This is a genomic window from Runella limosa DSM 17973 (assembly GCF_000482465.1).
GTDB lineage: Bacteria > Bacteroidota > Bacteroidia > Cytophagales > Spirosomataceae > Runella > Runella limosa.
Genome location: NZ_KI519425.1, coordinates 142000 through 158398 on the forward strand (window position 1 = coordinate 142000; position 16399 = coordinate 158398).

Here is a 16399-nt window from a genome sequence, read left to right on the forward strand (position 1 = left end):
CGGTTCAAAATCGAAAACTGATGCAAAAACTTCTCTTCATAGACCGCGACGGCACCATTATCGTTGAGCCACCCGTCGATTTTCAGGTAGATTCCTTAGAAAAATTGGCTTTTTTGCCCAAAGCCATTTCAAATCTTCGCCGTTTGGCCGAAGAAACCGATTTTGGTTTTGTGATGGTAACCAACCAAGATGGCTTGGGAACCGACTCTTTTCCCGAAGATACGTTTTGGCCTGCCCAAAATAAAATGCTCCAAACCCTCGAAGGTGAAGGCGTCACCTTTCAAGCGATTCACGTAGATCGTACGTTCCCACACGAAAATGCTCCCACGCGGAAGCCTGGTACGGCCCTACTTACGGAGTATTTCAATGGACAGTACGATTTGGCAAACAGCTACGTGTTGGGCGACCGCCTGACGGACGTGCAGTTGGCCGTCAATATGGGCTGTAAAGCCATTTATATTGCCAACGAACTCCCTGCTGATCTTGCTCCTGAATTGGCCAATGCTATTTCGTTGGTAAGCACCGATTGGGATGTTATTTACGAACATCTTCGTTTGCCTGCTCGCACAGCTTCGGTAGAGCGAGTGACGAAAGAAACCCAAATCAAAATTGAACTTAACCTCGACGGCACTGGTAAGTCAGAAATGAATACGGGCATTGGTTTTTTTGACCACATGCTCGACCAACTTGCCAAGCACTCAGGCGCCGATTTGACCATTACGGTAGAAGGAGACTTGCACATCGACGAGCACCATACCATCGAAGATACGGCATTGGCGTTGGGCGAAGCTTACCGCAAGGCATTGGGCGACAAACGAGGTATTAGCCGTTATGGCTTTTTGTTACCAATGGACGAAGCATTGGCCCAAGTGGCGATTGACTTTTCGGGTCGTCCGTGGTTGGTGTGGGATGCGGAGTTTAAACGCGAAAAAATTGGAGAAATGCCAACCGAAATGTTTTATCATTTCTTCAAATCGTTTTCGGATACGGCTCAGTGCAACCTCAACATTAAGTGCGAAGGAAGCAACGAACACCACAAAATTGAAGCGATTTTTAAAGGATGGGCCAAAGCGATTAAGATGGCGGTAAAACGTGATTTAAAAGCGCTGGATGTTTTACCATCCACCAAAGGAGTACTTTAGCAAGAAAGCATTCAGATAATTTTACAAAAAAACAGCAGTTTTTTTGGGTCTAAATGCCGAATGCTATTACTTTTGTACTATCTTTAAAATAAGGTCTTACACAATAAATCACGAATCATAATGGACTTAAGAACCATCGGTACACTTATATTTTATGCAGTATTGTTAGGCGTTGCGTTTTGGGTAGGAGGCCTTTTAGAGAAAAACGAGCGTAAATACACAAAATACTTCAAAGAAGACTAGTCAAAACGCATGAGCGTAAGCTCATCGTCTTCGATACATCAATTTCAAACGCGAGCTATTGAGAAACATCAGTAGCTCGCATTTTTGTATCTACCGATTTTGATGGATGACTTCTGAAGGAAAATGTAACCTTTTAAAAGTCAAGCAGTCAAAAATACGTGCGTGCCTGTGGGGCGTGCTTGTGGTTGCTCACAGCCACAAATGACTTAGTAAATATTAACAATAAAACGAATAACGGACTATGGACATCAAAGGAAGAGTACTCCAACTATTGCCTTTGCAAACAGGCGAGGGTAAAAATGGGACGTGGAAAAAACAGGATTTTGTCATTGAAACCGACGGCCAATATCCTAAAAAAGTGTGTATATCGGCGTGGGGCGATAAAATCAATGAAGGTGCTTTGAAGGTAGGAAATGAAGTAAATGTGTCGTTTGACATCGAAAGCCGTGAATACAACGGCCGCTGGTACACCGACGTAAAAGCGTGGAAAATTGATTCGATTAGCGGTGGCGGCGGAGCAAGCGAGGAGGCAAGTTTTGGCGGAAGCTCTCGCCCGACTACCTCGCTGCCTACCACCTTTGAAGCTAGTGAAGAAGATAATTTACCATTTTAAAAGTGTCGAGGGTAGAGTGCAGAATGTCGAATAAAAAAAAGACCTAAATTGACATTCTGCACTCGAAATTCGACATTTCCTCTCGTGCCAACTCGGGTTGTGAGCAACCCTCAGCACCTCGTTCGACATTCTGCACTCTACCCTCGACACTCCCCAAGATATTATTTTTTCCCTTCTGCCATTTTGAGGGCTTGCGTGGTAGTATAATACTTCGAAATCATGTTAGGGACTTCCCATTCAGGTAACTTGCCAGCCTTCAAAAAATCCATGTATTTCTTCGCTACTTGTGAGAAGTGCGCTTCGTGTCCGATGTCGTATTTTTTCGGAATCACTACTTCCCAGCCTTTGTCGTTTTTCTTGAGTTCGATGCCTGGATACGTAGCTTGTACTTTTTTGAACGCATCGGCTACGGCTTTTTCGTAAGCAGGCGTGTTGCTGATGGCCTCAATGTACAAGACAGGCTTAAAATTCTGCTCTTTGCCCTGACGTATAATCAGATTCGCCTTGCTTCCCTTCATAATCGAATAGTGCGTATCGCCCGTACCTTGGGGGGCTTGGAAATTCCAAATCACCGAAGCGCGTGCGTGTACGCCTTTGAGGGTATAGTCAATTTGGCCGTTGGCATATACTTCCAAATTTTTACCTTTTACGTCTTTTTTCAAATAATCGGGGTAGGTGTCGTTTTTGGTAACGAGCTTAAATTGCTCAGGCGTTAGGGTCGTGGCCGTATGTGTGGCGTTGAGGAGCTTGATGTCTTTTTTGTAATCAATTATTTGGTTGGGGAAAGAGCTCCATTGGATTAAATCCACCAAGTGAGTAGTAACATCCACAATCCCTTCGCCTTGTTGTTTTACGTCAAAAAACCACGAAGGACGAATCAACGGCTCGCCCGAAACATACTTGAAAAAGTGGTGAACGCTTTCTTTGGTGACGGCAGGGTCTTGGGGTGTACCTTTTTGAAGCGTACCAAAAATGGCAGGTACCTGCGCAAGCTCGCGCTGGAGGGCGTTGGAGATTTCGTAGCGCTCGGTCATGATGTCGTAGAGCAATACGTTTTTCTTTTTGGCCTGTGCAAAAGCTTCTTGCAACAACAAAAAGCCAGCGGCGTCGATGGCCATGGGCTTGTCGGCTAGTACGTTAAGCCCCGCGTCCACCGATTTTTTGATGTAGTCGGTTTTCTTTTGATTGTTTCCTGCTAAGACCACCAAGTTGCCCGCTTTTTCGCTCAACATCTTTTGGAAAAAGTCAGCGCCCGTATAAACTTTCTCGTCCCATTGCGTAGGATTGTCGGTGCGGCTGTTGTATTTCTTGATTTTATCTAGGTACGACTCAACATCGGGGCCTTTGGTGGCATATACGTGAACGACAGGGTTGACGTTGTCGTAAGGAGTATTTTGAACCAATGCGGCATGAAAGTGCCCAGGCTCTAGCACAATGAGGCTAATGGGTTTTTTGGTTTGTTGTCCCATGCTGGGGAGGGTAAAAGCACTTGCGGCTAACAAGCATCCTAAAAGACGATTCTTCATAGAATTTGTGGGTGATTTTTTAAGGAATAAGCGTTTAACGCGCCAAATTTACTTAGTTCTAGGTGATGCGCGCTATTTGGTAAGTAATCGCTTGATAAATTCACGATTAATTTATTTGCTAGTTATCGAAAGATTACGTTATATTTGACGCAATGTATGTGCAAGCATACTACCCTACTTTCTGATGAACAAAGTTAACAGCCACACCAAAAAAGCTGTTCGTCAGAGCTATGTCCAAACCCATTGAGAGGGGTGGGCTGTGTCTGTAGAACTTCTGATTTGGTACAAACAAAAAGTAGGTACTAAATATATATACGATGCTAATAAACACTTCCGTTCACCAAATAATCATGATTTTGGCGGGAATTAGTGTAGTTTTCACTGCCTATACTCAAAAAATAACAATCAAAGGAACCGTAACAGAAGCTGAAACAAGCGAACCACTTGCGTTAGTTTCTGTTACGGTTTCAAGTGCATCAAAAAAATGGCACGAAACTACCAATCAGCACGGTTATTTTCAGTTGACGATTGATAAAGAAGCGACTCAAGTGTTGTTTTCTCAAGTGGGGTACGAGCCTTATCAAGCCATCATCAGTAGCGATACCTTGCTAGTCGTTCGTTTAAAACGCTATACTTTACAAGAAGTAGAAGTAAAAACAAGTTATCAACCAGCGTCCAGTCCTAACCTTGTTAGTCTTTCTCCCTCAAGACTAAACCAACTTCCTAACATTGGTGGAGAAAAAGACATCATAAAAGCGATTGGTACGTTACCTGGGGTTTCGGCGGGAAGTGAATTGTCGTCGGGTATCAATGTACGAGGCGGAGCAAATGACCAAAACTTATTTTATTTGGACGGTGCTCCAATTTATAGCACAGGGCATTTATTTAATTTTTTATCCTTGTTTAACGCAGACGCAATTCAGCGGGTTAATTTTTATAAGGGAGAATTTCCAGTTGAATTTGGGGGTAGGTTGTCTTCCGTTACTGATGTGATATTTAGAGAAGGAGATAAAAGTCGATGGCAAGGGAAAATAGACGTAGGTTTAATCACCGCAAAGTTTTCTTTAGAAGGGCCGATTAAAAAGGACAAAACATCGCTACTGTTGACAGGAAGAAGCGCCTATTTGAATCTTTTTAATAAAAATAAAAAACAAGAAATATTGAATCATCAAGAAGGCAATTTTTTAGGGTATAATTTTTATGATATTAATTTAAAAATAAACCACGCTTTTAATCAAAAACATAAATTATTCTTTAGCTATTATCGCGGGGTTGATAATTATGAATCGCTGCAAAACTCTTTTAACGGAACTAATTATGACCAAAATATTCGCCGTTTGACCAACCAACTGGCATCATTGAGATCGTATCATATTTTAGGAACTCGTTTATTTCTGCAAACTGGGTTACATTTGACCCAATACGCATTTCGATACAATGAAGGAGGCGCTAGTTATAAGGTAACTATTTTACAGCCTCAGCCATGGATATTACCAGAAACGATACGTACAAAAATAAGTGAGAATTTCAAACATAGCACGGGTCAAGTAAAGGATATTTCGGCCAATGTATTGGCTGATTGGTCGCTGAGTGCTAAAAGTAAAATTAAAATTGGGAGCGACCTCATTAGGCATAATTACACGCCTATTTCATATCGGCGACAAAGTTTAGATGAAGACTCATTAGTAATTAAAGAACCTACATCTTGGGCTTGGGAGGGGGCAACGTTTGGAAATTATGCTTTGGCTATTTCTTCCGCCGCGCAGCTAACTATAGGAGGCAGATTTTCCTATTTTCAAACCCAACAATCAAGCTACCACGGGCTAGAACCTCGCTTTTCATTTAATTATAATAAGGCTAATGCTAACATTCAGCTAAGTGCTACGCGAATGATGCAATACAATCATGCGTTGATGAAAACAGGTGGACTCACTGATAAAGTAATTTGGGTGCCATCTACCTCCCAAATAGGCCCTCAATCGTCTTGGCAATATACGGCAAGTTGGTCTCAGTCAGCAAGTGTTTTAAAGTACAGCGTTGGGACTTACTTCAAACAGATGCAAAACTTGAGTATGTACAATGATTATTATGGGAACGAATATTTGTACTATCAGTGGGAGAAGAATACGTTGTCCAATGGAAAAGGAAAGTCGTATGGATTGGAGGTTGCTCTTGAAAAAAGCTACCGCCGTTGGACTACAAATTTGAGCTATACGTTATCGTGGAACAAGAGAAAATTTGAAAACTGGAACAATGGAAATTGGTTTAATCATTTGTACGACCGACGCCATATCCTGAATATTAATGGAGTTTTTAAACTAAATAAAACAGCACAGCTATCTTTTTTATGGATGTATTACACAGGTCAACGTTACGATTTACCAGTAGGTCGTGTTTTAGAAAACCCATTAGTGCCAGAATATGTTGTATATGACAAAATTAATGATGGTAAATTTCCTGATTACCATCGTTTAGATGTTTCATTTACTAAACAATATCTATTAAAAAAAGAACGTTATATAGAAGTTAATGCTACTGTTTTTAATGCCTATAATAGGTCTAATGTTTATCGAATGTATCCTTCTGAAGAAGTGATTAGGGACGGTCAGAACCGACCTATTGATCGAAAAAATGTTATTAAATCAGTAGCTATATTTCCTATTCTTCCATCCATCAATATTGCGTATAAATTCAAATGAGACGATTACTTTTCTTTGTTTTGAGTATTGGTTGGTTGGTTTCGTGCGAGGTTGTTTCTACGAGAACAGTTTCCTTGCCCACCGTTTCTGAACGATTGGTCGTAAATGGCATTGTCTCAAATTTAGGAATGGGGGTTTTTGTTTCAAAAACGGCACCTGTACTTGAACCTTCACAAACTCCGTCCCTTTTAGAAGTAACAGCAAGCCTTTACAAAAATGGTGAAAAAATAGAGGAATTATCCAAAGAGGGTGGTTTATATACGTCTAAAAAAAAATGGAGCTATAGCAGTAATCACACACTTCAAATATCGCACAATAGCTTAGGAGTTGCTTCTGCCTTGCTTGAAGCATTGCCAGTGGTTGTACCCATTACTAGCACAAATTTATCGTATAATAAAGATAAATCGGAAGCTACTGTTTTGATGTACTTTAAGGATATTATTGGTGAAAATTACTATGCCTACAAAATTGTAGCAGAAGCCAATGGGGTTCCTTTTATAAGTGATCACATCTATCGGGTTCCCTTTAGAAATATATTAACCGATGCTGATTTTGAATCGAAGGAAAAAGAAATTGAATTTCGGCAATTTTTGCTTAAAGAAGGTGCTAATAATCAGCGTATAAAGGCCGATAAAATAAGAATTTATCTGTACCATTTAACAAAAAGTACGTACAATTATTATTATTCATTAAACGAGTACGATTCCTTTAATGAAGATGCTTTTGCTGATATTTCTCCTATTAAAAATAATATATCAAACGGATACGGATTTGTGGGAGCTTGTGCCATAGATACGCTTACAATTACTCTTAAATGATAAAGCTATGAAAAAATCACTTAATGTTACCTCTGCCTTTTTACTTGTTTTTATTGTTAAAAGCTACGGGCAACTAGGCTTGCACCCTGCTTTTGGCGTGAAAGTAGGAGGGAATAGAATGTTTACTGATGTAAAGAATAAGCCTAGTAATTTTCAGCTCAGAGGTGTACAACCTTCAGAGGGGTTTCAAGTGGGGACGTGGGCTACTTTTCCTATTAATAAGTGGTTGTTTATAGAGACAGACCTTGATTTTCAACAGAGACAGAATCAGTATGGAGACCCCACTGATAAAACGAAGGTTGTTGCGGTAAATACATTCAATTATCTAGGATTATCGGGCAGATTAGGAGGTACTTATAAAAATATTTACTTGACCGTAGGGCCTAGGGCGGTTGTGCTTTTGAGCAAAAAGGTGCTAGGTGGAGAGGGAACGCAGGCAGCGGAGTGGGGGGCGGATGTTCGTTTAGGGTATCAGTATAAACGTTTTCGACTCGAAGCATTTTATCAACAAAGTCTATCTCCGTACCATCAGATAGCGTTTTCAGATCCGATTGAAATAAAGCACCTTTTTATGGCTAAAATGGCGGGGATAACACTGGGCTTCAGGTTGTTTGGGAAAGGGAAGTGAGTTATGAAAGCGCGGGTCTAGCAGCCCGCGCTTTTTGTTGGCAGAAACTTCAAAAACGATTAAGCCCCCATCCACCGCTGTCCGCTGTTTTGGTCGATAAACAGGGTCGCGTCGGGGTGGGTACGTAAAATTGTTGATGGGTAAACTTCGCTGACTTCGTCGAGGAGGGTGTGGTAAACCGCTTCGGCTTTGTGGGCGGCAGGAACCATGCAAAATATTGTAGGAGCCTTCACCAACGCGGGAATAGTCAGCGTAAGGGCATACTCAGGAACCAGCTCCAACGACGCAAAACACCCGTCGTGTACTTGTTGCTGGCGGCTAGTAAGGTCTAAATCGACTCTTTTGACCAACAAAGGGTCGTTAAAAAACGCAATGTGGGGGTCGTTGAACGCAATGTGGCAGTTTTCGCCGATGCCCATGCAAACGATGTCGGTGGGATACTGAGTCAGCAACGCCGAGTAGCGTTGACATTCTGCTTCGGCGTCGGCCACGTTTCCGTTGATGTAAAACACTTCTTTCAACGGTACTTTGGCAAAAAATCGGTCTTTGAGAAAATTGCCAAACCGCTGCGGTGCCTCGTCCGACAAGCCAATGTATTCGTCCATGTGGAAAGCATTGACTCGTTGCCAATCAATGTCAGGCTGGACGGCAAGCGCGTCCAAAAACTCATTTTGCGACGGAGCAGCGGCAAAAATAATATTGACGGTTTCTTGGCTTTGGAGCAGCGTTTTGATTTTAGCAGCAGCCATTTCGGCGGCATTTTGTCCTAATTCTTGGCGGGTTTCAAATAACTTAACCCGAAGTTTGTCAACGGTTTCTTCTTTTATAAGAGGCATTTTGTGGATTTTTTTGAGCAGTTTGTCATGCCGTAGGCATCTGATTATACACTATTCTTCCTTCAACCATCGTCATCCCGACGTTGATATTTTCATCAAAAATAACAATATCAGCGTCTTTGCCTTTGGCGAGCGAGCCTTTGCGGTCGTGGACGCCCATGATGCGGGCGGGGGTCGTGCTGGCCATGCGAACGGCGTCCAACAGCGGAACATCGACCATCGTTATCATGTTGCGTACTAGTCGGTCGAAGGTGGCGACACTGCCCGCAAACGAGGTACGGTCGGGCAGCTTGGCTACCCCGTCTTCGATGATGACGGGTAGGCCGTTTTTCAACGAACCCAAGATACTTTCGCCTTCGGGCATTCCTGCCCCGCGCATGGCGTCGGTGATGAGGGCGGTGCGGTCGGGGCCTTTGATTTTATAAACGAGTTTGAGCAAAGGAGCGGGCAAGTGAATACCGTCTCCGATGATTTCCACGTCTAAATCCAATAAATAGGAACTTTCAATCACACCTGCGTAGCGAAAGGCGTTTTTGCGCGTCACACCCGACATGGCGGAGTACAAGTGCGTGACGAGCGAATAGCCATTTTCGTAAGCGGTCAATACGTCGTCATAGTACGCATCCGTGTGGGCGATGGCGGCCAAAATACCTTGCTGGCGTAAACGTTGCCCAAACGCAATCGCACCTTCGAGTTCGGGAGCGGCGCTCCAGCGCACGATGGACGACGAATAGTTAAGAATTTCTTCGTATTCGGCAGGGTCGGGGTTGCGAATGTAACGAGGGTCTTGTGCTCCCCGTTGACTCAGGGCAAAATATGGCCCTTCTAGGTGAATCCCCAAAAATGCCGCGCCGTTGGTATTGCTTTGATGGGCTTTTTCATAGACATCAAGCGTGTGAAGCAAATCTTCCTTTTCGGCGGTGAGCGTAGTGGGCACCAGCGCCGTCGTTCCAAAACGCGCGTGCAGTTCGGCAACGGTCAAGAAAGCTTCTTCGGTACCGTCCATAAAGTCGGCACCACCACCTCCGTGGACGTGGATGTCGATAAAGCCAGGAGCAATGTAGCGGCCTTGGGCGTCAATTACTTCGGCGTCGGGTACGTCAACGAAGTCTTCATGTACCCCTATAATTTTACCTTCTTCCACCACCACCGTTCCATTTTTAATGGCGCGAAAAGGCGTCAGGACAGTACCGTTACTGATTTTTATTTTCATAAAAAAATTGCTAGTCTTTTTGGCTTGCGACTTGGTTTTGCCTTTTGGGCTAAAAAAATCAGCCCTTCTCCTGGAAGGAGAGGGGTTGGGGTGAGGTTCCCCAATGTTTCACTTTATGCCCGTAGGCCGCATAATACACCAAGTACAAATAACAGGGTAATAGTACCCAATAAGCGGTACGAACATCATACAAATCAGCAAAATAGCCGTAGAAAAGTGGCATGATAGCGTTTCCGCACAAGCCCATGATGAGAATCGACGCCCCGAGTTTGGTATAACGTCCTAGCCCGTCCAACGCCAAAGGCCAAATGCCTGCCCATACGAGCGAGTTGGCCAAGCCGAGCAATACCACAAACCAAATCGAAAGGTCGGCGGTGTGGCCTAAAAACTGCACCGTGCCTTTGGCAAAAATGATAAGCAATGTAAAAATAGTGCCTAACACTGTGCAAAAACGCAAAGCATTTACTTGACTGATGAATCTGGGGATGGTGATAATCCCGATGATGTACCCACAAATGGTACATGCCAAGGTGTAGGATGGGAACGTTTTGGCTTTGAGCAAATCAATCCCCATGGAATTGGCATAACCAATGATGGTATCAATGGCAATTACCTGAGTACCAACGTGAAGAAAAATGGCGACTGCGCCTAAAATAAGGTGCGGAAACTGGAAAATGCTGGTTTTGCCCGCGTTGGCACTGGCGACCTCGGGGCTTTCGTGTTCGGTATTGATTTCGGGCAAAGGCGAGCGATACACCAAGTACCCTAACACAAATAAAAATATTCCTAAAACAGTATAAGGCGTAATCACTCGCCGTACAAGCTCGTCCAAAGCAGCACTTTTTTCAACGGCATTCATCGTGCCAAGTTGCGCAAACAAATCAGTGTCGGTAGGGCGTAAAATCACGGCAGCAAACACCAGCGGCGACAAAATTCCAGCGGCTTTGTTGCAAATCCCCATGATGCTGATGCGCTGTGCGCCGCGTTCTTTGGGGCCTAAAATAGTGATGTACGGATTGGCGGCAGTTTGCAAAATGGCCAAGCCAATGCCAATCGTAAACAGTCCCATCAAGAAAATGCCGTAGGTGCGCGTCATGGCGGCAGGGACGAAAATAAACGCTCCCAAAGCCATAGCCCAAAAACCGAACATCATGCCCTTTTTGAACCCTTGGGTTTTGAGCAGATACGAGGCAGGCACCGACATGATGAAGTAGGCGATGTAAAACGCAAACGCCACCAAATAGGCTTGAAAGCTGGTGAGTTCGCAGGCAATTTTGAAGTAAGGAATCAGAATGGAGTTGACCCACGAGATGAAGCCGAAGATAAAAAACATCAGCCCAATCAAGAAAATAGAAACGGTGGTTTCGCGCGGGCTTAGGCTGCTTACTTCAACGGCAGCAGTAGAGGATTTCATAGAAAGGATGGTTTTGAACTTCCCGAAAGTTACCCACTTTCGGGAAGTTAGTTAGGTTTAGAAAGAATCGTTACAACGTTGGCTCCCAGCCTTTTTCGTATTCACGTTTCCAGAATTTCTGGGCTTCTTTGTTGTTCTTGATGTGTCCGTTGGCGGGGTCAATGTCCAAAATGCTGTTGGAACGCAAAGCGATGTTCCCCAACTGACACAAAAGCGTACTTTGATGACCACTTATAATATCGGATGCCAACGGAGTTCCTTTTTTGATGGCTTCTACAAAGTTTTGGAAGTGAGTGGCGTCCAACGCTTGCGAAGGGTTCATTTTGTTGCGAGGGTCAATCGGCATGTCGTTGGCAACGTCTTTGATGACCTTATTGTCCAAATCGTAAATTTTGTAGGCATTGCCACCGCCGTATTCCAACGTTCCTTTTTCGCCATAAAACGAAACGCCCACGCTGCTGCCTTCGATATTGCGACTGTTGCAACTACGGCCTTCCCACGTCATAAATTTATCTTTGCCAAACTCAAGGTTAATCACTTGGGTATCTGGAGTTTCCCAGTCGTCTTGGTAGCGGTAACGCCCACCCGAAGACGATACTTTGGTTGGATAACTTACCTGCAATCCCCAACGCATGAGGTCGAGCATGTGCGTACCATTGTTGAGGGCTTCGCCCGTTCCCCAATGCCAAAACCAGTGCCAGTTGTAGTGGATGATGTTATCTTTGTACGCACGGCGCGGCGCGGGGCCTTGCCATAAGTCAAAGTTGAGCCACGAAGGTACAGCCGTTGCTTTACCCGTTCCGATGGTAGGGCGGTTGTTGGTGTACCAGCCTTTGGCAAAATACGGGCGACCAATCACCCCGTCGTGAATTTCCTTGATGGCTTGCTTAACGTTGGGCCATGACCGACGCTGGTTTCCCATCTGAATCACGTTTTTGTACTTGGCGGCCACGGCCATCAGCAATTCGCCTTCGTGCGGGTTGTGGCTGCATGGTTTCTCCAAATACACGTGTTTGCCTGCTTTGGAAGCCAAAATAGCCGCAGGAGCGTGCCAGTGGTCAGGAGCGGCAACGATGAGTCCGTCCATGTCTTTGTCTTCCAGTGCTTTGCGGAAGTCGGGGGTTTCCTTTGGCTTGCGGTTTTGGATTTTCTCTACCCCTGCCACGCACTTTGCAGCGGCTTTGGAATCAACGTCTGAAATACTGACGACTTCGCAGTTGGGCTGGAGGGCAAAGTTGGTTGCCAAGGCAAATCCACGGCTATTGACTCCCATGACGCCGAGGCGTACCTTGTCGTTAGCGCCCAAAATGTTGGCATAACTTTTAGCACTAAAGCCTGGAAGAACTCCGCCTACGGTCAAAACGGCCGTTCCTGTTAGGCTTTTTTTGAGAAAATCGCGACGAGAAGCGCTGTTGGATGAAGTTGAGTTTTGGCTCATGTAAAGGTTTTTTGGTTAGAAATAATGTGTTTATTGACACCTGCAAAAATAAAGGTTAGCCCGAGGTTTTGCCTAAACTTTCCAAGTTTGCTTTTCTGCGATTTACAAAACTTGGAAAGGTTCGCTATTTACTCTGCGGTGCCCAGTAGGTGCAATAACCTGCCGTTTGAACGGGGCCTTTGAACAACATACAGCCACCGCAAGCTTTGCCGTCTTTGGGAGGAAGCCACAAATTGCAGTTTCCACACTGAGATTCGGCACGGGGCGAGGCATCGACATACCCCAGTTTTTTCCGAGTTTTTAGGTCATTCTCACTAACGTTTGAAAAATCTTTGCAAGGGTCAGTGTTTTCAGATTGAGAAGCTGATTTTGGTTGACAGCTACTCACCAAAAATGCGGTGGCGGGTAATATCGGTAATGCGGTGGCAATAAATTCTCTTCTTTTCATGCGGGTTAATGATAAAATAAACCTGTTATTTCTTCCCCAACAAAAGGGCTAATCGCTGAGCTTCTCCCGAGCGATTGCGGGTACGCACCACGTGACCAAAGTCTTTGAGGAAACTTTCTTTGTCGGGTGTCATTTGGGCAAAAAAACCTTCCTTTTGCAATACGTCAATGAGTTCAAAAGAGGCTCCTGTCTCCGAACTTAAAATTCCCATGCGGTACCATTTGTCCTGAATGTGCGGAATGAGGGCTTTCGCTAAAGCTTCTGAAGCCGCAGGGGTTTTGTACTGTCCAAGGCTCAAACAAGCTTGAAACGATACTTTTGGCGATGGGTCAGTAGTTTTTTCGATAAGTTGCGGTACTAACTCAGGCCATTTTTCAGCTTCGATAAGGCCATAGGCGCGGAGGTCGGGCTGCGCGTCGGTGATGGCTTTTTTGATCAAGTTGGGCGTCAGTGCATTAAGTCCTTCCAAGACAAAAAACGCGTGCAAACGAGCGCGGGCGTCGGAATGTGTTAAGAAAATGTCAGTCACGGCGGGAAGCACCGATTTGTCCTTCTTTTCGAGCAAAAGCCGCTGGGCGTTGAGCCGCCACCATTGTTGGGGATGGGCTAAAAGCGCTACTAATTCAGCCGACGATTTTGAGCGTAGTTTAGGCGCTTCTTGCGTTGGTTTGGCCCCTTTGGGTACAATCTGGTAAATGCGTCCGAGTTTGTTGCCGTTAAAAAAATCCATTTCTTCTTTCAAATCTTCAGGAATGGCGGTGGGAGTTTCGATGTGCTGTCGGTACATGTCGATGACGTACAGCACGCCGTTGGGACCCACGCTCAGTTGTGCAGGTCGAAACCACGGGTCGGAAGAGGTTAAAAACTCTTGCGTTTTTTCCTTTTCGCCACGTTTTGCCACAAACGTGGGGCTGCTGGACAAGGGTTGTACAACGTCACGGTGAATCAAATTTCCCGCCACTTCACCCGTAAATATTGAGCCACGGTACTCCTCAGGCAGTAAGCTCCCTCCATAAAACGTTCCACCTGAGGCTCCCGTGAAATGATCTTCGGCGTATTCGTGACGGTCGAGTTTGGCTTCGGCAAACTGCTCATTACGTCGTTTGGTTCGTTCTTGACGCCAGTAAGGAGCGGGGGTTTGCTGAAACATCTCGGGGTCGTGGTCGGAGATATTCAAAGCTACATCGTACGACGGTAAAAATTGATGGCGGAATAAATAACGTCCTGCAATGGGCGCGTGTTGAATGTGCAGAGAGTTTTCGGTAAAAAAGCGGTTGCCCCAGTCATCAACCGACATCCCAAATTGTCCCGTACTCGATTCAATTTCAAACTGTCCTCGGTCGAGACGAAAACGAAAATCGCCGCCTTTGACCGAAATGGTCGGTAGCTTGGGGTTACGCATAAATTTGACCAATCCATCTTGTCCGCAGTTAGAGGCATAAATCCAGTTATCGACGTTGTAGTGCAAATTGGTGATTTGGGCTTCCGAATTGTTGGCAAAAAAGCCCGTAAAAAGTACCTCACGAATATCGGCGCGGTAATCGCCCGTGGTATCTTTTAGGAATAAAATATCGGGAGCAGCTGCTACTAGCAGTCCTCCTTCCCACGGTAACACGCTGGTAGCTTCCGAAAGGTTGTCGGCAAAAACAACGGCCGAATCAATGCGCCCGTCTTGGTTGGTATCCCGCAATAGCCGAATGGCTCCTCCCAACGTACCATCTTCGGGTTTGGAAGGGTAGTCGGGCATTTCGACCACAAACGCATTTCCCTCTTCGTCAAACACCATTTCGACGGGGTCGAGCACGTGCGGTTCGGTGGCAAATACTTCGACTTGGAGGCGGTCGTCGCTCAAAGTAAAGCTTTTGAGGGCTTCGTCGGGGGTGAGGGGTTCGGTATAATGCGCACACGACCAACTGAGTCCTACAAGTGCGAAGAAGAGGAGTTTTTTCGGGGCATTCATTGGGATATTACAAGCTGATTTTTACTAAATCTTGAATCTCGTGTCCTTGGTGGTCGAAGCGTGCCAAGGTATAAACCGACTTATCGGCGCCAATGGCAACGGAATTGACGTAAGTAGGGCGGTTGCCATCGGCGTAGAAAATCGGGCCGTGGTCGTGGTAAGTGTGGGTCGGTAAGTGGTACGTAACCAAATGCAGGTTTTCGAGCCCTTTGGCGGCTCCTTTGGCAATTTGGTCGGCTCCTTTGACGCGTTTTCCGTCGATGTAAATAGGGCCACCTGTCAGGTAGTAGATGGTTTCGTGGTCAGGCCCTAATTGGAAGCCCAAATACCCGTAGCTAAATTGGTCGAACATGCCACTTTTGCGCGAAGGCTCCGACGTGAGGCGCTCAACGAGTTCTATTTTTTGAGCTTTTGGGTCAAAACGGAACAAATACCCCGAATTTCCGTGGATTCCGTAGGCGACTTGCTCGGGGGCATACCAGAAAATTTTTCGCCAATTGTACCCCATGCTACCTGGATGTTTGGGGTCGTATTTGCCAAAATAGTCGATACGCAAGTCAACGTTTTCTAGCTTGTTTAATCCTTCATCATCAGGGTGATAGGTAAAAATATCTCCTTCGGCGGTTGAAAAATAAACGTGGCCGTCGCGCGGGTCAACGAGCATCGAACGGCACAACACGCGGTAGTCATCTCCAGGAATGCCAGCTTCCCCCTTGGCCGAAACCAATGCTACTTTTTTAAGCGTTTTGGTAGAAAGGTCGAGGTCAATAAAATACCCCAACGGCCACGTAATGCCGTATAAATGCCCGCGCTCACGGTCGATGGTCATGGTTAAAATTCCTTCGCCGTCAGGGGCAAGCGCGAGGTCTTCAAATTCGCCCGTAGTCAAATCGTAGGAAAGAAAATGCCCGCCTGGGTAAAGGTTTTTACCGTTGGGCGCTTGGGTAGGAAGGCGTTCCATGCCTTCAATCATCTCATAGACGCCAATGTGGGTGGCAAAATAAAGTTTGCCATTATTTTCGTAAAAACGAACGTGGCTTTTTCCCTGTGGAATGGCGTTGGCTTCTTTTTCGCCGCAGACTTCGGTGAGGTCGGCTACCCATTCGGTTTGGTCGGTGGCGGGGTCGTAGGCGTACATTTGCCCGCCGATGTCGTACGATTCTGAGCAGAGTACGTAGTAAATTTTGCCGTTGCTCGCCGCCGAAATGGCGTTGTACGTATCGTGAGCTAACTCAAAACCTGAAAAGTAGGCTTTGGCAGTAAGTGACTTCATGTGTTTGTGTGTTTTGGAACAAAAATAATTTTTGGTGTGTGCGTGCATGCCGAGTGTGCGAGGGTACTTATACCCTCGCTTGGCGGTTGCTCACAACCTTGTTTCATTGTTAAAGTCGGAGACTTTAAGCCATTTTTCGCCCCGAAAT

Annotated in this window: 13 protein-coding genes; 5 read left to right on the forward strand and 8 right to left on the reverse strand. The window is 45.4% G+C overall.

What is annotated here, in order from left to right; translation table 11 throughout:
* Window positions 1–20 precede the first annotated feature (20 nt).
* Together hisB and K339_RS0123805 are read left to right on the forward strand one after the other, a co-directional pair.
* Window positions 21–1142: a bifunctional histidinol-phosphatase/imidazoleglycerol-phosphate dehydratase HisB gene (hisB, locus tag K339_RS0123795; protein WP_028525846.1), complete on the forward strand. Its 1122-nt coding sequence runs from the start codon at window positions 21–23 to the stop codon at window positions 1140–1142.
* Window positions 1143–1626: 484 nt separating this feature from the next.
* The gene (locus tag K339_RS0123805; RefSeq protein WP_028525847.1) at window positions 1627–1998 is read left to right on the forward strand and encodes a DUF3127 domain-containing protein; all 372 of its coding nucleotides are present in this window, start codon (window positions 1627–1629) and stop codon (window positions 1996–1998) included.
* Between the two features lie 161 nt (window positions 1999–2159).
* Here the strand turns inward: K339_RS0123805 and K339_RS0123810 are convergent, their stop codons facing one another.
* Window positions 2160–3524, reverse strand: a complete 1365-nt coding sequence (locus tag K339_RS0123810; RefSeq protein ID WP_028525848.1) for a putative oxidoreductase C-terminal domain-containing protein — start codon at window positions 3522–3524, stop codon at window positions 2160–2162.
* 350 nt (window positions 3525–3874) lie between these two features.
* Here K339_RS0123810 and K339_RS0123815 point away from each other — a divergent pair, with 350 nt between their 5' ends.
* The 3 genes from K339_RS0123815 to K339_RS0123830 are packed head-to-tail and all read left to right on the forward strand — an operon-like array spanning window position 3875 to window position 7669.
* Window positions 3875–6223 (forward strand): TonB-dependent receptor, encoded by a 2349-nt coding sequence (locus tag K339_RS0123815; protein WP_169731894.1) that lies wholly within the window; start codon window positions 3875–3877, stop codon window positions 6221–6223.
* Entirely contained in the window at window positions 6220–7041 is an 822-nt protein-coding gene (locus K339_RS0123825; protein ID WP_084332300.1) for a DUF4249 domain-containing protein, read from the forward strand. The genes K339_RS0123815 and K339_RS0123825 overlap by 4 nt, the downstream gene beginning before the upstream one ends.
* A 7-nt stretch (window positions 7042–7048) precedes the next feature.
* The gene (locus K339_RS0123830) at window positions 7049–7669 is read left to right on the forward strand and encodes a hypothetical protein (RefSeq protein ID WP_028525851.1); all 621 of its coding nucleotides are present in this window, start codon (window positions 7049–7051) and stop codon (window positions 7667–7669) included.
* A gap of 59 nt (window positions 7670–7728) precedes the next feature.
* Here the strand turns inward: K339_RS0123830 and K339_RS0123835 are convergent, their stop codons facing one another.
* The 7 genes from K339_RS0123835 to K339_RS0123865 all read right to left on the reverse strand — a co-directional run bounded on the left by K339_RS0123835 (window position 7729) and on the right by K339_RS0123865 (window position 16251).
* Entirely contained in the window at window positions 7729–8505 is a 777-nt protein-coding gene (locus K339_RS0123835) for a glucosamine-6-phosphate deaminase (RefSeq protein ID WP_028525852.1), read from the reverse strand.
* 25 nt (window positions 8506–8530) lie between these two features.
* A complete protein-coding gene (gene nagA / locus K339_RS0123840) occupies window positions 8531–9718 on the reverse strand; it encodes an N-acetylglucosamine-6-phosphate deacetylase (RefSeq protein ID WP_028525853.1) in 1188 nt (395 codons plus the stop codon).
* Between the two features lie 58 nt (window positions 9719–9776).
* The gene (locus K339_RS34620) at window positions 9777–11132 is read right to left on the reverse strand and encodes a sugar MFS transporter (RefSeq protein ID WP_051398209.1); all 1356 of its coding nucleotides are present in this window, start codon (window positions 11130–11132) and stop codon (window positions 9777–9779) included.
* 70 nt (window positions 11133–11202) lie between these two features.
* Window positions 11203–12570, reverse strand: a complete 1368-nt coding sequence (locus K339_RS0123850; RefSeq protein ID WP_028525854.1) for a Gfo/Idh/MocA family oxidoreductase — start codon at window positions 12568–12570, stop codon at window positions 11203–11205.
* Between the two features lie 124 nt (window positions 12571–12694).
* Window positions 12695–13018 carry a high-potential iron-sulfur protein gene (locus tag K339_RS0123855; RefSeq protein ID WP_028525855.1) on the reverse strand — a complete coding sequence of 108 codons (324 nt, stop codon included), beginning with the start codon at window positions 13016–13018 and terminating at the stop codon, window positions 12695–12697.
* Between the two features lie 25 nt (window positions 13019–13043).
* Complete coding sequence (locus K339_RS34625) at window positions 13044–14978, reverse strand: PVC-type heme-binding CxxCH protein (protein WP_051398210.1); 1935 nt, start codon at window positions 14976–14978, stop codon at window positions 13044–13046.
* A gap of 7 nt (window positions 14979–14985) precedes the next feature.
* Window positions 14986–16251, reverse strand: coding sequence for a hypothetical protein (locus K339_RS0123865; RefSeq protein WP_028525856.1), 1266 nt, complete (start codon window positions 16249–16251; stop codon window positions 14986–14988).
* Window positions 16252–16399 lie beyond the last annotated feature (148 nt).

Bases quoted from the DNA above. Each gene is read 5' to 3' on its own strand.
- K339_RS0123855 (WP_028525855.1), bottom strand. From the start codon at position 13,018: ATGAAAAGAAGAGAATTTATTGCCACCGCATTACCGATATTACCCGCC.
- K339_RS0123865 (WP_028525856.1), bottom strand. From the start codon at position 16,251: ATGAAGTCACTTACTGCCAAAGCCTACTTTTCAGGTTTTGAGTTAGCT.
- K339_RS0123825 (WP_084332300.1), top strand. From the start codon at position 6,220: ATGAGACGATTACTTTTCTTTGTTTTGAGTATTGGTTGGTTGGTTTCG.
- K339_RS0123835 (WP_028525852.1), bottom strand. From the start codon at position 8,505: ATGCCTCTTATAAAAGAAGAAACCGTTGACAAACTTCGGGTTAAGTTA.
- hisB (WP_028525846.1), top strand. From the start codon at position 21: ATGCAAAAACTTCTCTTCATAGACCGCGACGGCACCATTATCGTTGAG.
- nagA (WP_028525853.1), bottom strand. From the start codon at position 9,718: ATGAAAATAAAAATCAGTAACGGTACTGTCCTGACGCCTTTTCGCGCC.
- K339_RS0123805 (WP_028525847.1), top strand. From the start codon at position 1,627: ATGGACATCAAAGGAAGAGTACTCCAACTATTGCCTTTGCAAACAGGC.
- K339_RS0123830 (WP_028525851.1), top strand. From the start codon at position 7,049: ATGAAAAAATCACTTAATGTTACCTCTGCCTTTTTACTTGTTTTTATT.
- K339_RS0123810 (WP_028525848.1), bottom strand. From the start codon at position 3,524: ATGAAGAATCGTCTTTTAGGATGCTTGTTAGCCGCAAGTGCTTTTACC.
- K339_RS34620 (WP_051398209.1), bottom strand. From the start codon at position 11,132: ATGAAATCCTCTACTGCTGCCGTTGAAGTAAGCAGCCTAAGCCCGCGC.
- K339_RS0123815 (WP_169731894.1), top strand. From the start codon at position 3,875: ATGATTTTGGCGGGAATTAGTGTAGTTTTCACTGCCTATACTCAAAAA.
- K339_RS0123850 (WP_028525854.1), bottom strand. From the start codon at position 12,570: ATGAGCCAAAACTCAACTTCATCCAACAGCGCTTCTCGTCGCGATTTT.
- K339_RS34625 (WP_051398210.1), bottom strand. From the start codon at position 14,978: ATGAATGCCCCGAAAAAACTCCTCTTCTTCGCACTTGTAGGACTCAGT.